The organism is Neorhizobium huautlense (genome assembly GCF_030811685.1).
GTDB classification, from domain to species: domain Bacteria; phylum Pseudomonadota; class Alphaproteobacteria; order Rhizobiales; family Rhizobiaceae; genus Neorhizobium; species Neorhizobium huautlense_A.
The window spans coordinates 14,435-36,414 of the sequence record NZ_JAUSRF010000010.1 but is presented as its reverse complement, the minus strand read 5'-3'; the positions used below and the strand labels follow the sequence as shown (position 1 = coordinate 36,414).

The following is a 21,980-nucleotide window of genomic DNA, read 5'->3' as shown; positions in this document are numbered from 1 at the left end:
GGTCCGTCTGGGTCGAAGGCCGCATAACCCCTCTTGTCCTCATGGACGCTCATCAAAACCTGAAAACGCAACGACCATCAATCCGAGCCGGATGTTGGAGTGAACCATGGATATTGCCTCCATCGTTGACGTTCTGACCAGGCGGGCCGCGACCGAAGGCGAGCGGACGGCTTTCGAATTCTGGCCGGATGGGAATATTTCCGCACAACCCGACAGCCTGTCCTACGCAGCGCTGGACCTGAGAGCGCGGTCCGTTGCCACGCGTTTGCGCGCATCGCTCGGCCATGACGCGTCGAACATGCGCGCCATATTGCTGTTTCCGGCGGGCCTTGATTTTCATGCCGCCTTTTATGGTTGCCTTTATGCGGGAGTGACCGCAGTCCCGATGGCTATTCCGCATGTTCGGCCCCACAACAGGGACCGCTCGGAACGAAGCCTTGAGCGAACTCGACGCATTCTGGTGCGCGCCGCGCCGTCAATCGTGCTGACAACATCCGCCGTCTTCGAACGTCTGGCGATGATACGGTCGCATAGCGGGGAATGGCGAGATCTGCCATGGCTGACGGTCGATGACCTGCCCCGCGATGACGCCAACGACTGGTATGTGCCTGACCTGCGTGACGACACGCTTGCCTATCTGCAGTTCACCTCCGGCTCCACCGGCGAACCCAAGGCCGCGATGGTCAGCCACGCAAACCTCATCCACCAATGGCACGGCCACCGTGCCGCCTTTCCTGTTACCTCCGATATGCGCTCGGTCGTGTGGCTGCCGCACAGCCACGACTGGGGCCTGACGGATGGCGTCATCGCACCGGTTCTGAACGGCAATCCTTGCCAATTGTTACCGGCCGCTTCGTTTCTGCAGCGTCCTTTCTCCTGGCTGAAGGCCATATCCGGCGTTTCTCCCGTCATTTCGGGCGCGCCGAATTTTGCCTACGATCTTTGTGTCCGCCGTATCGATCAGGGCGAGACGCCGGACCTCGATCTTTCGGGCTGGAAAATTGCGCAGGTGGGTGCGGAAACCGTGCGGCCGGCAACACTCGAGGCCTTTGCGCAAAGGTTCTCGCGCCACGGATTCAGCTACGGTTCTTTCGCTCCCGCCTATGGAATGGCCGAAACGGTTCTGGTGGCGACAGGCTGTTACGAGGCGACAAGACCGATCCGGCAGGATGCCGATCGCACGATACTGGCGGCAGGCAGGTTCCAGGCAACCGATCCGGCCGACATCCGCAAAACGGCGATTTCGAGCTGCGGCATGCCCGTGCCGTCCATGCAATTGCTGATCGTCGACCCGGACACGCTTTCACCGCTTGCCGACGAAGAGATCGGCGAGGTCTGGCTGAAAGGCCCAGGCGTTGCACTCGGTTATTTCAACGATCCGGACCTTACCCGGGCGACGTTCCATGCCCATACCGCGGCCGGCGACGGCCCATATCTGAAGACGGCCGATCTCGGCTTCCGCTTGAACGGGCATCTCTATGTTACCGGACGGATCAAGGATCTCATCATCGTTGCCGGTCAAAACCATTACCCTCAGGATATCGAGACAAGCGTCATCGGTGCACATCCCTGCCTTCAAACATCCCGTTGCGCCGCCTTTTCGATCGATGATCAGGGTGACGAGCAACTGATCATTGCCATCGAAAACACCCGCGCCGCCGACATGGTGGCGATCAGCGATATCGCAAGCAGCGTGGTGGCGGCGATTGCCGACGAACATGGCCTCACCGTCGAAAAACTCGTCTTCGTAAAATCGCGGTCTCTGCCGATGACGACCAGCGGCAAGATCGAACGGCGGGCTTGCCGCGACGCATTTCTGTCCGCATCGCTTGCCGAAACGAACCGCTGGGACAGAACCCCGGTCGCAACGTCAGCGAAACCGCAGCCGGTCAGCCAGACATGGCCGCTGAACGAATGGCTTCGACGCGAAATCGCCGACAGGACCGGGCTTGTTGCCGAGCAGATTGCCGATCATATCGCGTTTGCGGATTGCGGACTGAATTCCCGTGCATCGCTGGAGATCATCGGACGGCTTGAGGCGAAACTCGGCCGTCAGCTACCGGCGACGCTTCTCTACGATCACCCGACAATCCGCACGCTCGTTGCCGCACTCGAAAACGTTCCGCCTTCCATGACGAAGGACAGCCCGGGTTCCGCACCGATACCGCGAGCAGCACAGGAACATGCGCCGATCGCCATCATCGGCATGGCCTGCCGTGTTCCAGGTGCGGATTCGCCGGAGGCGTTCTGGAAACTATGCCTTTCGCGAGAGACCGCGATCGGCGATATCCCGCGTGACCGCTTCGATGTCGCGCCACTTTTGCGACCCGATGGCATCTATACGGATCGCGGCGCCTTTATCGAGGGCATCGATGGATTTGACGCGGGCCTGTTCGGAATTTCCGGCAGGGAAGCCTGCGCGATGGATCCACAACAGAGACTGCTGCTTGAAACAAGCTGGCAGGCGCTGGAGGATGCGGGCATTGCCGTCGACACCCGGGAAGCAACACGAACAGCCGTTTTTGTGGGCCTGAGCAACAGCGATTACAGGCTGCTGCACAAGAAACAGGATGGGCTGGATGCATGGAGCGGCACCGGTAATGCCGCCAGTGTTGCGGCGGGGCGCATTTCCTATGCATTGGGTTTTCGTGGCCCCTGCATGACAGTGGACACGGCATGTTCGTCGTCCCTCGTCGCGACGCATCTTGCCATGCGCGCCATACGTCAGGGCGAGGCAGACACGGCATTGGTCGGCGGCGTCAATCTCATGCTGGCAGCCGACACCTATCTGGATTTCTGCAAGACAGGCATGTTGAGCCGAGGTGGCCATTGCCTGCCCTTTGCGGAAGGGGCGGATGGTTATGTCCGTGGTGAAGGCTGCATCGTCATCGTTCTGAAAGAGCTTGCGCGTGCGCAGGCCGACCATGATCGCATAATCGGCGTATTGCACGGATCGGCGGTCAACCACGACGGCCGCAGCAACGGGCTGACCGCGCCATCCCGCCAGGCGCAGGCGGATGTGATCAAGCAGGCGCTTGCCGACGCAAATACGCTGCCTGACGAGATCGATTACGTCGAGGCGCATGGCACCGGCACGAAACTTGGCGACCCGATCGAGCTCGCGGCCCTGGCCGACGTCTTTGGCGGGCGCTCCGGCAAGGTTTCTGTCGGCTCGGTGAAGGCGCAGATCGGGCATCTGGAAGCGGCAGCCGGGCTGGCAGGACTGATGAAAACGGTGCTTGCCCTCAATCACCGGACCCTACCGCATCATCTCACGGCGGATCGGCCGAGCCCGCTGCACGACTGGAGCCTCTCGCCTCTCGCCCTGCCATCCACCGCTACCGCATGGGTCCCCGGTCAACGTGCCGGCGTCAGTTCGTTCGGCATCAGCGGCACCAATGCGCATGTGATCGTCGGAACGGCACCGGGCGTGACGCATGATCTCGACAGGACAGAAACGGGCAAACTGTCGGGTGATTTCCTGCTGCCGCTCTCGGCCGCCGACACCGGCGCCCTGACCGAACTCGTCGACAGATATCGACAGCAGCTGCACACGGCATCCTTGCAGGAGGTGGCGGATATCTGCTTCAGCGCCGCAACGGCACGATCGACACTGCCATGCCGGCTGGCATTAAGCGGTCGCGACGGTTCCGAACTGGCAAAACGCCTTTCGGCCCGGCGCCCGGGGAATGCACATTCGATGGCCGCATCCCGGCCGGTATTCCTGTTTCCCGGACAGGGGGCACAATATGTCGGCATGGCACGAGATGCCTGCGCTCTTGGTGCCGCCGCAAGCGCAACCCTTGAAGAAGGCGAGACCATCGCTCGTTCGCATGGCATCCCTTCATTGCGGGCAATCATGGACGGCGAGGATGTCGAGAGGCGGCTGGACGATACGATCTGGACGCAGCCGGCTCTGTTCCTCATCGAAGTGGCCATCGCCCGGCAATGGCAATCCTTCGGCCTTCAACCCGAATTCTGCATCGGCCACAGCATTGGCGAACTTTCGGCCGCGTGTGTGGCCGGCGGATTGTATTTTGCCGACGGCCTGCGATTTGCCATCGAACGTGGCCGTATCATGCAGGAAGACGTTAAGCCGGGCAGCATGGCAGCCATACTGGCCGGGATCGCGGAGGCCGCGGCAATCATAAATGGCCTGGATGCCCTCGAAATCGCCGCGAGAAACGGCCCACGCAACATCGTCATTGCCGGTCCGCATGACGGCATTACCGAAGCGTTGTCACGGGCAAACATCCGCGGCGTGGATGCGAGACTGCTTCCGGTCTCGCGCGCCTTCCACACATCGGCCATGTCTTCCGCCGCAACCTCGATTGCCGATTTTGCCGAGAACCTGAAGGCCGCGGCCTTGGGCACCGCCATGATCACGACCCATGACGTGGTCATGTTGCCTCCAGGCGCATCGATCCCATCGGAATACTGGGGGCGGCAGGCCCGTGGCACGGTCGACTTCCAGGCAGCCATCAGCAGCCTGACCACCGCATCCCGTTCAGGCGAGGATTTCTGGCTGATCGAAATGGGGCCGGGCAGCAGCCTTGTCTCGAATGCTGCGACGGAACATCCGCCCTTTGAGGAGCGCTGCCTTGCATCCCTGCAGAAAACCGGTTCTCCGGCCCGCACGGCATTGAAGTCGTTCGCGCGTCTGTGGGAAGCGGGAGCGCCGCTGAATTGCGCCGCCGTGCAGGATGGAAGCCGCGTGCCATTGCCCGGCTATCCATTTCAGAAAAAGCGCTACTGGCTGGACGGGATGGAGACTTCACTCGCCGCCATATCCAGCCAGACACCGGCGGAGCCGGCAACGACCCCTGAAGCCCTGAGCCTTGCCGGTTTCGATGAGCCCGGCGCCATATCCTACCTGCGTCTGGCGATATCGCAGATCCTGCTTCTGGATGGCGCCGAGCTGGATCTCCACCGACCGCTTCTTACTTATGGGATGGATTCGCTCATGGCCATTCGCATGGCCAACCGGATCAGATCCGAGACCGGCATCAGCATCCCGCTTGCCGGATTGTTGGGCGGCGGCAGCATTGCCTCCATCACTGCCATTCTGCTCGATGCCCCTTCCGGACGTCTCCAATCGCACGCATCGGCACAGCCTGCCGCAGGAGTGGCCGGCGAGCGATCCCTGCCGCAGGAAAGCAGAGGCTACCCGCTGTCCTCGTCACAGCGAAGACTTTGGATGCAACAACAAATGCATCCCGACAGCCCCGCCTACAATCTGCCGACGGCGATCGAGCTGTCCGGGCCGGTCGATCGACAGCTGCTCGATCAGTGCCTGAGACGGCTACAGCACCACCATCCGGTTCTGCGAACGCATATCGTGGATCATGCCGCCGAACCGATGCTAACCGTGCAGCCCGTCATCGCCGGTCTGATGTATATCGACATTTCCGACCTTGGGCCGGATATGCGCCAGCAAACGCTCAACAGGCTTTTGCAGGGCGAGGCAGCCTATCGTTTCGACCTTTCATCCGAAGCCGCTTTTCGCGCGCTGCTGATCAAGCTCGGCGACGATCGCTATGTCCTTGCCCTGACATTCCACCATATGGTCGCCGATGGCTGGTCTCTCGGCGGCATCGTCATTCCGGAGTTGGAGGCATGGTATTCCGCTCTTGCGGCGGGCGATCCGCTACCTGAAATGGCGAAGCGCGGGACATACATTGCCGATCCGGCCGCAGAGGGTGGAGCGAGCGAAACCGATCTGGCCTATTGGCAGGCCAATCTTGTCGACCTGCCGCCACCGACCTGCCTGCCATCCGAACGACGGCGCCCGCCGACCCGCCGCATGCAGGGACGGCGGCTTGCCTACCAGACCCGATCCGTTTCGGTGAGTGGGCTCCATGCAACGGCCACCCGCCATGGGGCCACGCTTTTCATGACCATGTTGAGCGGATTGACGGCCAGCCTGCACCAATTCACCGGCCAGACCGATGTGACGATCGGCACGGTCCTGTCCACCCGGACAAGCGATACCGAATCCACGCTCGGCGACTTCACCAATTTCATACCGCTACGCACCCGGATCGACCCTACGAGCTCCATCGACGATCTGATCGCGGAAGTTCGCCGCCAATCGCTCGACGCCTTCGAACACGGGCGTTGCCCCTTCGACCAGATCGTGGCGGCCTCCGGCTCCCGGCGCGAGGGCAGTGAAGCCCCGCTCTTTTCTGTGTCCTTCGTTCTGCATGCATTCGACGGCCGCACGCGCAGAATGCAGTTCTCCGCTGACCTGACAGGAAATTTTCTCAAACCGTTCATCCAGATCGACAACGGCACATCGGAAGCGGACCTCATCATCGAGGCAGCCGAGCATGGCGAAGCGCTGGTGTTCGAATGCGAGTTCGATACCGATCTCTATGACGACGCGGACATCCTCACTTTCATGCAGCGTTATGAAGCCATCCTGTCCCGTTTGGCGGATCAGCAGGAGAATGGGGCACCGACATCCGATACCAGCCTGGCATGCCTTTTCCGGGCGACGGATATGGAGGCCGGTAAGGCGATTGCGTTCGGGCGGATGGACCTTGTTTCCGGTTCCAGCGAAACCCTGTTTTCCCGCTTCGAGAAGATCGCAGAAAACGCCCCGACGGCAATTGCGCTGCGCGAGTATCGCAGCGCATCGGATATCCGATCCGTGACCTATGGCGAGCTTTTGTCCCGCGCGAAGGAACTGGCCGGCGCGCTGGGCAATATCGGGGTCGGCCATGGCGATCTCGTCGGCATTGATATCGGGCGATCGACCGCCTGCATCGTCGCGATGCTGGCGATCCTGCATGAAGGTGCGGCCTATGTGCCCATGGATGAGGAATGGCCCGAACAGCGCAAGGCGCAACTGGCGGCGGACGCAAAGCTTGTGGCTCTGGTATGCGACAGCGCGGCAGCGACAAAACCTGGTCAAATCAGCCTGCCTCTGCTCGTCCTCGATGATCATGGACGTCCAGGGGAACTCGCAGCGGAGCGTCCCCCACGCCAGCAGCGCTCCGGCATCTTTTCGTCCACGACCGCCTACGTCATCTATACGTCCGGATCGACGGGAACCCCGAAAGGTGTTGCGATCAGCCATGACAGCGTGTTGCGGCTTGTCGATATGTCGGGAAGCGAATTCGGTTTTTCCGATCAGGACGTCGGCCTGCTGTTTCATTCTCCGGCATTCGATTTTTCGGTCTGGGAAATCTGGACGGCACTTCTGAACGGCGGAAGGCTGATCATTCCTGCAGCCCCGATGATCCGGGACCCGAAGGCTGTTCAGGACATCCTGCGCAACGAACGTGTCACCGTCTTCAACCAGACTCCGACAGCCTTCAGGTCGTTCACCGCCCATCATCTGTCGGCGGGGGACCTGCTGCCGTCGCTGCGTCTCATCGTTTTCGGCGGCGAGGCGCTGGACCCGGCGGTCCTGACGGACTGGTTCGCGGCCTACGGGGACAGCGGGCCGCGATTGGTCAACATGTACGGCATCACCGAAACGACGGTGCATGTCACGGCAAAAACCATGACGCAGGCCGATCTTTCGTTGCGAAATCCGATCGGGCGACCGCTGCATGACCGTTCGGTCATTCTTCTCGATGACGCAGGTCTGCCCGTGCCGGTCGGGGTGCCGGGCGAAATTCATGTCGGCGGCGGCGGGGTCGCTTCGGGATATATTGACCGTCCCGCCCTGACGGCCGAGCGATTTGTGCCCGACCCATATTCCGGTCAACCCGGTGCTCGTCTTTATCGCAGCGGCGACGCTGCCCGATGGCTGGCCGACGGCTCCCTCGAATATATCGCCCGGCTCGACGTTCAGTTGAAAATCCGCGGCTATCGTATCGAGCCTGCCGAAATCGGTGCCGTGCTCAAGCAGCATTCTGCGGTCGAGGATTGCATCGTCATACCGTCACCGGCCGGGGATACCCAAGGCCTGATCGCCTATGTCGTTGCAAGGACCGGGGATAACGGTGATGGCGGTGATGCCGCGACCATCGCCGAATGGCGAGACGTGTTTGACGCCACCTATGCGGCGCCTGCCGACACCGCTGCCCCGAACGCATTGAACAGTTCCGGGTGGAACCGCAGCCACGATGGCAGCCCGATCCCGCAACACGAAATGCGCGAATGGGTAGACCATACGGTGTCAGCGATCGAAGCCTTGCAGCCGCGCAGAATTCTGGAAATCGGCTGCGGCACCGGCATGCTGCTGTTGCGGCTCGCGCCGACTGTCGAACGCTACATCGCCATGGATATTTCCGCTGTCGGGCTGGCGCATATCGCAGACAAGCTTTCGGCCATGGGAGATCTTATCGACAGGATAGACCTTGTCGAGGGCGCGGCCGATGCGCTCGATGATATTGCCGAAGGCAGCGTCGATACCATCGTCATGAATTCGGTCACCCAGCTCTTCCCGAGCATAGATTATCTCGAGAGGGTCATCACAAAGGCGCTGACCAAGCTGACCGCCGACGGGGCGATGTTCGTGGGCGATGTGCGCAACCACGCGGTTCAGGAAGCCTTCCACCTTTCCGTACTGGCGCATGACGACCCCGACACCATTGCGAGCTTCGACCAGTCAACACTGACAGCACTCGTGGCCGAGCGTTGTGCCGAGGACAAGGAGTTGACGATCGGGCCGGAATATTTCCGAAGCCTGCCACGCCGCCATCCTGCCCTGTCGCGTGTCGCGGTTCATCTGAAACGGACGCATGCGGATAACGAGATGACGCGATTCCGTTTCGACGCCGTGCTTTATCGGCAGCGGCAGACCCTTCCGGTATCGCCGCCGGACTGGCACTTCGCTCAAGGCTTGATCTCGGATGTCGACGATATCGGCGAATGGCTCAGTTCACGGCCGAGTTCCGAAATCTGCGGCCTGCGTGGTATAACCAACAGCCGTATATCGGTCTGGGCCGGCGCATTGAATGCAGTTCCCGCCGAAATAGACATGGCCGGCATCGATCCCGTCGCCTTGTCCGAAACCGCTGCCTTGCACGGGTTCAGGGCCAATCTGCAATGGACCGAGGGCCATGCGAATGGCATGTTCGACGCCCTTTTCGTTCCGCAGACGCACGGCTCGCGCCCCGCGGCCGAAGCTGCGATGTTTATCGAACCATCCCGTCTTTCGGAAAACTGGCGCCGATTTGCAGGAAACCCACAGCAACATCGACAGCGCACCGCGCTTGCTGAAACCCTGCGGCAACACGTGGCCCAGAGGCTGCCGGCCCACATGGTGCCGGACGCGGTCATCGTGATCGATGCCCTGCCCATCACCGGCAATGGCAAACTGGATATCGGCGCCCTGCCGCTTCCTCGTTCGGTCATACGCGTTGCAGAGATTAAGCCACCGAGGGATGCGCTTGATCAGCTTATCGTAGACGCCTGGAGCGATGTTCTCTCGAAGCGGCGCATCGGCATTGAGGACAATTTCTTTGCCCTGGGCGGACACTCGCTCAAGGCTGTGCAGCTTGCCAATCGCTTGCGTGACGCCTTGTCGATCGATGTGCCGCTGCGCTGGATCTTCGAAGCGCCGACAATCGCCGGCCAACATGACCTGATCCTGCAGGAACTCTACGAAATTGCGCAGCAGGAGGCCCCACCCGCCTCGGCCGCCGGAAGGAGATCGTGAATGTCCACTCGTCCTCCGCATACCGACGTCATCGATCAAAAACACCTTGCTGAACTCGTCCGACAGGCTGCCGCGAAGGTCGAGGGCGACGGTACAGACCGAAGAGGGGCAGAGGAGGATCGTCCGGCAGCGCCACCAACGGACCTGTCCTTCGCGCAGCAGCGTCTATGGTTTCTCGAGCGGCTTTACGGTGATACGGGTGCCTATATCGTGCCACTCGCTCTTCGGATAGACGGCCCGCTCGACGCGGACAGACTGCACAACACCATCCGCTCGATCGTGGCCCGGCATGAAATCCTGCGCACCGCGTTTCCGGCGATAGAAGGGCAACCCTCCCGGGTGACGTTTCCGGACGTCCGGCTTCCCTTCATCTCGGAGGAAATGCCATCCGAAGCTGAAGAAGCATGGCTGGAGACATGGATCACGGCCGAGGTCACCAAGCCATTCGATCTGGCCAGTGGGCCGCTGATCCGCTGCGCGCTGCTGCGCAGATCCGAAAACGAGCACATTCTCGTCGTGACGATGCACCATATCGTCGCCGATGGCTGGTCGCTCATGTTGTTCGTGGAGGAGATGAAGGCGCTCTATCAGGGCTCCGAGCTGCCACCCCTGCCATTGCAATATTCCGACTGCATCAACTGGCAGCGGCGGCACGTGAGCGGGCCGGCAGCCGACAGGATGTTGCGATATTGGCAAGATGTCCTGCAGCCATCGAACGAAACCTTGTCCCTGTCGGCGAACAGACCCCGGCCGGCACTGCCGAGTTTTTCGGGTGCGCAACAGCGACGAACACTGGGGGCGGAACTCAGCGCACGCCTGCGTAGCGCTGCAACAAAGGGCGGCCTCGCCGGCAAGACCCTTGCCGTCACCCCCTTCATGATCCTGCTGGCGGCCTACAAGATCACGCTCAGCACCTTTTCCGGCCAGGGAAATATCACGATCGGCTGCCCGGTCGCCAATCGACGCCAGCTGCAATCCGAAAAGCTGATCGGCTTTTTCGTCAATACGCTGCCACTCAATCTCGACTTCGACGAAACCCTTTCATTCCGGCGAGCCATCGCCGCAACGGCGGAAAGGTCGGTTCAGGCATTCGAATACGAGGATATGCCGTTCGAACAGATCGTCGCAAACCTGCAGCCCGAACGAAGCCTTGCCTACAACCCTGTCTTCCAGGCCGCCTTCGTGATGCAGAACATGACCATTCCGTCACTGGAATTCGCAAGCCTGTCCCTGAAACCTCTTGCGGTGAAAACCGGCAAGGCAAAATTCGATCTCACGCTCGAGATCATCGAATTGGAAGGGCAATACGAACTCACGCTTGAATACGCCACGGACCTCTTTGACGAGGATGAGATCACTCGCATTTTCGACCACTATCTGGCGGTTCTTGAAGCGGGCCTCATCAATCCGGATCAGCGGATCGATAGTTTGACGTCGCTTTCTGCGCGCGACACGGCCAAGCTGGCCACATGGAATGACACTTCCGTTCGGTGGCCGGATGATGCTCCGGATATCGTGACGGTCATCCGGCGGGCGGCGAAGCTTTTCCCGACTGCCGAAGCCGTCGTGACGGATGAACGAGTCATCGACTTCAAGGAACTGGACCACGCATCGGATCAGCTGGCACGGCGCCTGAACGCTGCCGGCATTGGCCCCGAAAAGCCCGTTGCTCTCTATTTCGACAGGAGCGTGGAGCTTGTCGTCTCCATGCTCGCGGTGCTCAAGGCCGGAGGAGCATTCCTGCCGATAGACCCCTCGCTACCGGTAGAGCGTGTGGAAACGATGATCCACCGGGCCGACGCTAGGCTCGTTCTGGGCAATCTGGCAAACAGCGGCTTATCCGCCTCCATCAGGGATATGGCTCTGCCTGATATTTCTCCGCAGCAGGAGGCGGCTCTGTCCCGCATCGATCTGAACGTGCGGATCGATCCGGACGCCGCAGCCTATATCATCTACACAAGCGGTTCTACCGGCACGCCCAAAGCCGTGGTCAACACCCATCGCGGCCTGCTCAACCGCATTCTCTGGATGCAGGACAGCTACCGGCTGACGGCGGACGACCGCGTTTTTCAGAAAACACCCGCCACCTTCGATGTGTCTGTCTGGGAGTTTCTCTGGCCGCTGACGAGTGGCGCCGCCATCGTCATGGCTAGGCCGGGAATGCATACCGATAGCCGGCATCTGGCGGAGACGATCGACGGTCGTCACGTCACCGTCATGCATTTCGTTCCGTCGTTATTGTCACTCTTCCTGCAGGAAACGAAGGAAAAGGCATTTCCCGCATTGCGACTTATCGTATGCAGCGGCGAGGCGCTGAGTGCCGACCTGCGCGACGAATGCCTGCGCCGCATACCGGCTGCGCAACTTGAAAATCTCTATGGGCCAACCGAGGCCGCCATCGACGTCAGTCGCAAATCCTGCCGACCGGGCGATGGGCCGATAGTGACGATCGGCCACCCGATCGCCAATACGCAACTTCATATTCTCGATGACGCGCTTCAACCCGTTCCGCTCGGCGCACCCGGGCAGCTTTTTATCGGCGGCGACAACCTTGCGCGCGGATATGCATTTGAAGCCGCGCTCACCGCCACTCAATTTGTGCCTGACCCGTTCTCAGGGGAACCGGGCGCGCGGCTATACGCGACCGGCGATCTCGCCCGCTTCTCCACCGATGGTGAGATTCTCTTTCTTGGCAGGCGTGACAACCAGGTCAAATTGCACGGCGTGCGGATCGAACCCGGCGAGATCGAAACCGCCCTGACGGCACAGGAGGAGATAAAGGACGCTGTTGTCGGCCTGTGTGGCGGACCGCGCGGAGATCGATTGGTCGCCGTCATCGTCCCGCAAGACCAGGCGGCAATCGATCCGGCAGCGATCAGGGCAAGGCTGGCGCAAAATCTGCCTGACGCCATGGTACCGACACGGATCTGCATCGCGCCATCGTTACAGCGCGGCAGTAGCGGCAAGCTCGATCGTTCGCGAATCTATTTCGAAACCATGGTTCAGAAATCGAACGAAGTCCTGTCCGAGGGGCGGCCTATCCGTTCCGTCGCCGAAGCACGGCTGTTGCGAATCTGGCAGGAATTGTTGCCCGTGCCGGCCATCGCAACGGATGATGATTTCTTCGACCTCGGTGGTCATTCGCTGCTCGCGATCCGCCTGGTCAGCCGGATCAACGATGTCTTCCGGATTTCCCTTCCCTTGCGCACCCTGTTTCAGGCGAGAACGATAGCGGCGCAGGCGCGCATCATGGAAGCCATGCCGGTGCCCAATCCCGAGCCGGCACCGCATACGCCGGCACCTGCGGCCTTTCAGGCAGATCCGAAAAACAGGTTCGAGCCCTTTCCGCTCAACGCCGTTCAGCAAGCCTATTGGATCGGTCGGCGAAGCGACATGACGCTGGGCGGCACCGCTGCACACCTTTATGTCGAAATCGACTGCAAGGATTTTTCACACGCCGCCATCGAAAATGCGTTCAATCGCCTGATCATGCGGCATGACATGTTGCGATGCATCGTTGCGGCAGACGGGACGCAGCGCGTTCTTGCCGACGTGCCGCATTACCGCATCCGGCACACGGACATGCGGGAGCTTCCACCGAAGGTCAGGGCCCGCGCACTGAACGAGTTTCGCGAAAACCTTTCGCACCAGATCCTTCCTCTGGACAGGTGGCCGCTGTTCGATATCCGCAGCAGCCAACTCGACGATTGCCTGAGGCTGCATATCAGCTTCGACCTGATGATCGGCGACGCGCTGAGCTGGATCAATTTCTGCAGGGAATGGGGGCTGGTGGCCGGTCATCCGCAGGCCGTATTGCCGGAGCCGGGGATTACCTTTCGCGATTACATTCTTACGACCGAGCGACAGAACCGCAACGAGACCAGTGTCCGGTACTGGCAGGCTCGCCTCGATGATATCGCGCCCGCTCCTGATCTTCCCTTTGCCCCCGGCAGATCCGCGACAAAGGTCGCTGGCGGATTTAAACGCTATTCAGGTCGAATGCCCGCCGAATTATGGGCCGCAACGAAAAAACGGGCGGCAGGCTTTGGCCTTACGCCTTCCGCTCTGCTGATGACAGCGTTCAGCGAGGTCCTACGCGCATGGTCGGCCAGTCCGCGCTTCACGTTGAACATCACCCTGTTCAATCGGCAGCCCTTGCATCCGGACGTGACTGCAATTGTCGGCGATTTCACCTCGCTTACCCTGCTGACGGTCGAGCCATTTCCAACCCTCGATTTTGTCGATCGGGCTCTGGCGATCCAGAACCAGCTTCTCGATGATCTCGATCATCGCGATTACAGCGGCCTGGACGTTTTACGGGAGCTGGCTCGCCGCCGAGGCCACGCCATGATGCCGGTGGTATTCAGCAGCATCCTGCCGCAATTCGGTGAAGGGCAGGATACATCGACACTCCGGGAGTTGGGCGAACTCGTCTATGGCATTACCCAGACTCCGCAGATCTTCTGCGATCATCAGGTCTACGAAGAGGCAGGAGAACTGCGCTACAACTGGGATATCGTTGAAGAGCTCTTTCCCGCCGGTCTTTGGGAAACCATGTTCGAGGCCTATCGCGCGCTTCTCGACAGATTGGCAACGGAACCGGAAAGCTGGCACGAAAAACACCCGCTTGACCTTTCCGCCCGGCAGATCGAACTGCAGGCCGCAGCCAACGATACCGGAAACGCATTTCCTGATCTGACGTTGCTGGATCTCTTCGAGGCGCAAGCCCGCAAGACGCCGGAGGCCGTGGCAATACTGGCGCCAAGGCGTGTGCTGAGTTTTCAGGAGCTGGACGACGCTTCCGGCGGTATCAGTCAATGGCTGGCGGCCAATGGCGCCAGATCGGAAACACTGGTCGCAATCGTCATGCAGAAGGGTTGGGAACAGGTCGTGGCGGCGCTCGCCATCCTGAAGAGCGGGGCCGCCTATCTTCCCATCGATGCCGATCTGCCGCCGGCGCGCATAAACGAACTGCTCGAAATCTCGCAAACCTCCCTCGTGCTGACGCAATCCTGGATCGATGCGCGACTAGAATGGGGGGACACAATTCGCAGGTTTCGTGTCGATCAGGACATCACAGAGCCACAAGACCTCACGCCGGCAGGAACAAGACCCAAGCCGGATTCGCTTGCCTATGTCATCTATACATCCGGATCGACGGGCATGCCGAAAGGCGTCGAGATTACACATCGGGCCGCGGCCAATACGATCCTCGACATCAACGAACGTCACGATATCTGGCCGGGCGATCGCATCTTCGGCATATCGTCGCTCAGTTTCGATCTCTCCGTCTATGATGTCTTTGGAACGCTGGCTGCCGGTGCAGCACTTGTTCTTCCCCATTCCGCCGGCGCGCGTGATCCGCAACACTGGCTTGCGCGCATGCGCGAATGCGATGTCAGTGTATGGAACTCTGTGCCTGCCCTCGCGGAACTGCTGGTGGATTGCGTCGAACGCGGTGAAGAAACGCTTCCGTCAAGTCTTCGGCTGATGATGCTGAGCGGCGACTGGATACCCGTGAGCCTGCCGCAACGCATATTCGATCGCTCGCATCCAAGGCGAGTGGACGTGATCAGCCTGGGTGGAGCAACCGAGGCTGCAATCTGGTCGATCGCATACCCCATCCATGGCATCGATCCGGCCTGGACGAGCATTCCCTATGGAAAACCGCTTCGCAACCAGACCATCCATGTGCTGGACGACAACTTCAATTCCCGTCCGGTCTGGGCACAGGGGAAAATTTTCATAGCCGGCTCAGGACTTGCAAATGGCTATTGGAAAGATCCGAAGGAAACGGAACGACGTTTTCTTCTTCACCCTGCAACAGGCGAGCGGCTTTACGATACTGGCGATCTGGGCAGGTGGCTTCCCGATGGCAATGTGGACATCATCGGCCGCGCCGATAACCAGGTGAAGATCAACGGCTATCGCGTCGAGCTCGGTGAGATCGAGACAAGACTGCGCCGGCATCCGCATGTCGATGAGGCAATCGTTGTCGCCATCGGCCGGAAACGCAGGGAGATTGCCGCCTTCTTCGTGCCGTCTCCAGACCGCGCGGTCGACAGCGCAAGTCTTCGCCGGCATCTGGAAACATGCCTGCCGGCCTATATGCTGCCGTCCAGCCTGCAGCCGCTAACCGCCTTCCCGCTGACGCCGAACGGCAAGGTCGATCGCAGCAAGCTGGTTTCGCAGGCACAGGAACGATCAGCCGCCAGAATTGCGGCCGATCAGCCCGTGTCAGGGCCGGTAAAATCTCGTGAGGGCGCAGCAACACGCATAGCAGCGCTGGCGAGCGACATTCTCAATATCGCCGTTGGTCCTCAAGACGACCTGATCGAATGTGGCGCGACATCCGTCGATATCGTGAAACTGGCCAATGCGATGGATCAGGAGCTTTCTCTCAAGCTCGACTTCGTCACATTCTATCGACAACCGACACCTGCCGGCCTCGCGGCCTCTTCCGGCGGGCGACTGGACGTGACCGACGGTACCCTTCTCGATCCGGCCGAACGCGAAGCCTTCAAGAACAGCCACAGTGCACGACTTGCGCTGGATGGGGAGCGGCACGCGCTACCCTCCTTCGACCACATATATGCAAGCGCCAGGGAGTTTGCCGCCGAGCCGGTGACACTGACCGAAATCCGGACATTGCTGGCTGCGTTGACTGCGGCACAGGATGACGAGGGCGTGTATCGTTTCACCTACGCGTCGGCAGGCAGCCGCTACGCGGTGCGGACCTACCTGCACGTCGAGGGCGGCAAGGTGGCCGATCTCAGCGCTGGGCTTTATTACCTCGATCCGTGGCACGCCACATTGACCCTTCTGGACACCGAGCCCGGTATCCGGGCCGAAATCCATGACCCATCCAACCGCCGGCTTTATGCACAATCGGCGTTTTCCATTTTTCTCGTGGCCCACATGCCGGCCGTTACGCCTCTCTATGGCGAGAAATCCATCGAATTTTGCCGAATCGAGGCCGGTGCCATCGCACAGATATTGAGGGAGCAAGCCTCGAGAACCGGGACCTCGAATGGCATGCAATTGGGCCTTTGCCCGATCGGCCATGTGGATTTCGGAAGCATCAGAGACCGCTTCCACCTCGCGGCAGACGATGTCCTGCTCCACTCGTTTGTGGGCGGGCGACGGGCAGTTGACGCGAAAACGGGAGGGGCGCCATGAACCTCATCGAACGCAATCTCTCAGCCGCAGAGGACCTGCATCAGCCCGATCGAAGGCCAGATGTCTGCGGAGATCCGGGACGGGAAGATCTTTCCTTTGTGCAGAACCGTCTCTGGTTCCAGCACCGTATGGCGCAGGGATCACCCTTCTACAACATTCCCGCAGCCTTCCGTCTTTATGGTCATCTCGACGCCAAATGCCTTCAGGCGGCTTTTCAGGAACTCATCGACAATCACGAAACCCTGAGAACCTGTTTCATCCTCGAAGAAGGTGTGCCGAAACGCCTGCCGCTTCGGGGCCCGCGCTTCTCCCTGCCGATGATCGACCTGTCATCCGAGGGCCCTGGACAGGAACAACTTCACGACCAAATGGCAAAGGAAGCAAATCTTGCCTTCGACCTGACCGACGCTCCCCTGCTGCGCGCAAAGCTCTTCCGTCAGTCGGCACAGGAGCATGTCCTGCAGATAACCGGGCATCACATGGCAATGGACGGCTGGTCGGCCGGCATTCTGATGAAGAACCTGTTCAACGCCTATAGCCGCTTCGTGCTCGGGCAAAAAACGCCGCAAACCCCACCCGAACCGTCCTATGGCACATTCATCGACGAGCAGACCCAAAAGTTTTCAGAACAGGCACCGGAAGCTCCATCACAATTGGAGTTCTGGCGAGGGCAGCTTGCCGACATGCCGGCGCGGCTTCTGCTGCCCTACGACCACCCGCACCCGCTTCAATCCACGTTCGCCGGCAAGACCGCCGTCTTTACGATACCGCCTGCGCTGACCAACCGTCTCAACGAGATCAGCCGCTCATGTGGCAGTTCCCTGTTCATGACACTGCTTGCCGGCTTCAAGCTGCTTCTGGCCAACCTGACCGGACAGGACGACATCGTTGTCGGAACCGCCGTATCCAATCGTCGGAAGCGTGGGTTCGAGCATGCCGTCGGGTGTTTTGCCAATACGCTTTTGCTGAGGACGCACGTCGACCGCACGGCTGAATTCACCACATGTCTCTCCGCCGTTCGCGACACGGTGACAGGAGCGCTGGACAATCAGGACCTGCCGTTCGAGCGGCTGCTGACCGATCTGGCTCCCGGCATGAACACTCATCGACATCAAATCCCACAGGTGATGTTCGTGTTCGAGCCAGGCGTGTTGCAGCGCGTGGACCTTCCGGAACTGACAGCTTCGGTGATGGACATTTTTTGCGACACCGCGAAATTCGAACTCGGGCTCTACATTGCCGAAACGGAAAACGGGCTGAAGGGCCTTCTCGAATATTCGACGGACCTGTTCGACGCCGATGGCATTGCCGACATCATCGCCCATTACATCGCCCTGCTCGAAGACATCGCAGCGACACCGGGCATCCGATGCGATGCACTCGGCAAGGCTCCATGGACAGAAAGCAGGCCGCTTCAGCCATTTTCCTGCGTTCCAGCCAGCCAGCCGATCCACGCAATGGTTCTGGAACAGGCGCGAAAGCACCCGAATGCCGTGGCGATCCGTGAAGGTGATGCCGAACTGACATATGAGGACCTTGTCCAGCGGGCATGGAGCGTGGCGGCAAACCTGCAAGACAGGGGCGTAAAACAGGGAGACCTGATCGGCCTTTCCGCCCCGCGATCCACGAATGCGGTCGTGACCATGCTGGGAATATGGCTCGCCGGCGCGGTCTATGTTCCGCTTGACCCCACAATGCCGCCCGGCCGACGCGCGAAAATCACGTCAGCAGAGAGGCTCGCCCTGATGCTGGACGAGGATGCAATCACATCTCTATGCCACCCGGAAGCCGGCTCTCTCTCCAGTACGATCAGCCACCGGAACATCGAGGCAGAAGGACTGGCCTATGTCATCCATACGTCCGGATCGACGGGACAGCCAAAAGGCGTGGCGGTCACCCATGCTAATCTGTCCAATCTGGCATGGGGATTGAAGGATCGCATCCACGACAGGTTTCCGGGCCGCCTGAACATCGGATTGAACGGGCCGCTACATTTCGACACCTCTATCAAGCAGCTGGTCCAGCTCGGCTTCGGGCATTGCCTCGTTCTGCTGCCCGCTGCGCAACAGGGTTTTGATGCCGCAGAGGTTCTTAGACATGTCGAGAAACAAGGCATCGATCTGTTCGACTGCACGCCCTCACAGGCCGAACTGTTGCTGAACGCCGGTCTCGCCGACCTGTCCCACGATGCTCTCAAAGCCCTGCTGGTCGGAGGTGAGGCCATTTCAACACCGCTATGGGCAAGACTTGGCACCCTGAAACATACGCAATGTTTCAATCTTTATGGGCCGACTGAATGCACTGTCGATGCCAGCGTTGCGGAGGTGAGTGGCGATCTTCCTCATATCGGCACACCGCTGCCCGGAACGGATATCGTCATACTGGACGATGGACTGAGGCCAGTCAGAAACGGAGCGGCCGGTGAGATCTGCATCCGCGGCAACGGCGTGGCGCTGGGTTACCTCGGACAAGCCGGACCGACGGCCGAACGTTATGTCTGCGATCCGCTGTCGACCGACCCCGGCAGGCGGCTTTATCGCAGTGGCGACCTTGGCCGGATCAGGCACGATGGCACAATCGAATGGCTCGGCCGCAAGGACGACCAGCTGAAGCTGCACGGTTTGCGCATCGAGCCGGGCGAGATCGAGCAGATACTGCGCGCCCATCCTCTGATCGATGATGCGATGGTCTGGGTGCCTGAACAGCCGGTCGGTCACCCGCAGCTTGTAGCCGCGGTGGTCGCCAAGCCACCCCATGCCCCACAGATCGGCGGGCGCATGCGTCGTGTCATGCCCAATGGGTTGGCCATGATGGAGCTGAACGGCAACGAAACAGCATTCCTTTACGACGAAGTTTTCGTCCGCAACGCCTATTTCCGCAATGGAATTGCCGTTTCTGCCGGCGATTGCGTGATTGATGTCGGTGCCAATATCGGCCTGTTTTCCCTCGCCGTCGGCGCCATGGCCGCCGATCTCGACATACATTGCCTGGAGCCCAATCCACATCTTCAAACAATTCTGACCGACAATCTCTCGCTTTATGCTCCAGATGCCAGACTATGGCCGGTTGCGGCCGGTCAACGACAGGAGACATCGTCCTTCACGTTCTATCCGAACCTTTCGCTCCTGTCCGGGCTGCATTCCGATCCACGACAGGACAGGGATCTCCTTCGCTCCTATCTGGATCAGCACCACGCAAGGCCGGAGCCTCAGGACACACGCGAGGATCAATGGGGGGCGCTGCTCGACCATGAAATGGCATCGCAAGAATTTCCTGTCGACGTCATTCCTCTTTCGCAATTGATCGACGAAGCCGGTTTGCAAACGATCGACCTCCTGAAAATCAACGTCGAAAAAAGCGAGGAGGCGGTTCTCGCCGGCCTGCGAGCCGACCATTGGCCTCGCATCAAACAGATCGTGCTCGAATTGCACGATTTCGACGACCGGCTTGCGCGCGTGACCGGCCTTCTGAAAGACAAGGGTTTCGAGGTCATTGTCGAGAACGACTGGTCCGTCGGCCACGAACAGAAGATCTTCTATCTCTATGCCCGCCGCGAAGACGCGGCGCCATCTCTCGCCGGTGTGGCTCCCCGGGACCTGCAATATACGTCGCCGCTGACGGCCGAAGCCGTCATTCGCCAGTGCTGCGAATTTCTGCCGGCCTATATGGTGCCGATGCGCGTTGCATTCGTCGATCGGCTTCCTCTGACCTCGCGGGGAAAGCGCAATCGGCGGGCGCCGCTGCCTGATATCCTGCAACAACAGGACAGGTCGCACAGCCATGTTCCCTGTGAAAGCGATCTTGAGAGGAAGATCGCCGATCTCTGGTTATCCGTCCTGCCGGACCAAAAGCAGATAGGCCGGCATGACGGCTTCTTCGATCTCGGCGGAAATTCGATTGCTCTTCTGACTGTTCACGCGCGGCTGCAGACCTTTCTGAATCGCCCGATCCCACTCACCGACATGTTCGAGTATCGTACGCCCGCTGCACTGGCGCAGTATCTCGGCAACGCCCGGACGGGCGACGGCGAGAAGCCACTCGAGCGCCTCTCTCGCAAGGCGACCGAAAATCTGCGTGACGACGGCGCGATCGCCATCATCGGCATGGCAGGCCGTTTTCCCGAAGCGGGCGATGTCGAAACCTTCTGGCAGAACCTTTGCAGCGGCAAGGACTGTATCCGCCAGCTTTCACGTGACGATCTTCGACTGTCCGGCGTGGCGGACGACACAATCGACCTGCCCGGCTATGTGGCAACCGGCGGTGTTGTCGATGGTGTTTCAAAATTCGATGCGGCGTTTTTCGGGATGTCGCCCGCAGACGCCGCCATCCTCGATCCGCAACACCGCATCTTCATGCAGCTTGCCTGGCATGCGCTGGAAGATGCAGGCTGTATTGACAGCAATGTCGGCGTTTTCGCCAGTTCTGGCGTCAGCACCTATCTTCTCAACAATATCTGGCGATCCCCCGAACTGGTGGAGAGCATCGGCGCGCATCGGCTGCTTATCGCCAACGACAAGGATCATCTCGCCACCCAGACATCCTACAGGCTGGGCCTTCGTGGACCGAGCGTGGTGGTGCAGACGGCGTGCTCGTCGTCGCTTGTTTGTGTTCACATGGCACGCCAGAGCCTGTTGTCAGGTGAATGTGACGCCGCCATTGCCGGCGGTGTGTCGATCCGTACCCCTCAACGAACGGGTTATCGCTACAAACCGGGAGGCATCGGCTCACGTAGCGGAAGATGTGCACCTTTCGACAACGAGGCCGACGGGACGGTCGGCGGCAACGGTGGTGCGGTCGTCGTCCTGAAAAGACTTGCCGACGCAATCACCAATGGCGACCGGATTGTCGCAATCATCAAAGGCAGCGCCATCAACAACGATGGCGATCTCAAGGTCGGTTACACAGCCCCTAGCATAGAGGGCCAAGCGGATGTCATTCGCTCCGCCCTTAGCGATGCCGGCGTCCATCCTCACTCGATCACTTACGTGGAGGCACATGGCACGGCAACGCCGATCGGCGATCCGATCGAGATGGAGGCCTTGAAGCGTGTGCTTCGGCCGAACATGGATGCGGAAACCGCTGCCGGGTCAGGATGCGAGATCGGTTCGGTCAAGGGCTCCATCGGCCATCTTGATACAGCCGCCGGCATTGTGGGCCTCATCAAGGCTTCGCTGATGCTGCAACA

At 60.3% G+C, this 21,980-nt stretch carries 3 protein-coding genes (1 of these 3 cut by a window edge); all 3 read left to right on the top strand.

Going from position 1 to position 21,980, the window contains the following annotated elements; translation table 11 throughout:
• Window positions 1–106: 106 nt before the first annotated feature.
• Tightly spaced (each overlapping or abutting the next), the 3 genes in view from J2T09_RS15550 to J2T09_RS15540 form a layout consistent with a single transcriptional unit that may run on beyond the window.
• Entirely contained in the window at window positions 107–9,616 is a 9,510-nt protein-coding gene (locus J2T09_RS15550; RefSeq protein WP_306836237.1) for a non-ribosomal peptide synthetase/type I polyketide synthase, read from the top strand.
• A complete protein-coding gene (locus tag J2T09_RS15545; protein ID WP_306836235.1) occupies window positions 9,617–16,795 on the top strand; it encodes a non-ribosomal peptide synthetase in 7,179 nt (2,392 codons plus the stop codon). It begins immediately after the preceding gene.
• Window positions 16,792–21,980, top strand: the 5' portion of a protein-coding gene (locus tag J2T09_RS15540; protein WP_306836233.1) for a non-ribosomal peptide synthetase. 1,450 nt of this gene lie beyond the right edge of the window; 5,189 of the gene's 6,639 nt are visible here — the first part of the coding sequence; the start codon lies at window positions 16,792–16,794; its stop codon lies off the right edge, out of view. The genes J2T09_RS15545 and J2T09_RS15540 overlap by 4 nt, the downstream gene beginning before the upstream one ends.

Bases quoted from the DNA above. Each gene is read 5' to 3' on its own strand.
- J2T09_RS15550 (WP_306836237.1), top strand. From the start codon at position 107: ATGGATATTGCCTCCATCGTTGACGTTCTGACCAGGCGGGCCGCGACC.
- J2T09_RS15545 (WP_306836235.1), top strand. From the start codon at position 9,617: ATGTCCACTCGTCCTCCGCATACCGACGTCATCGATCAAAAACACCTT.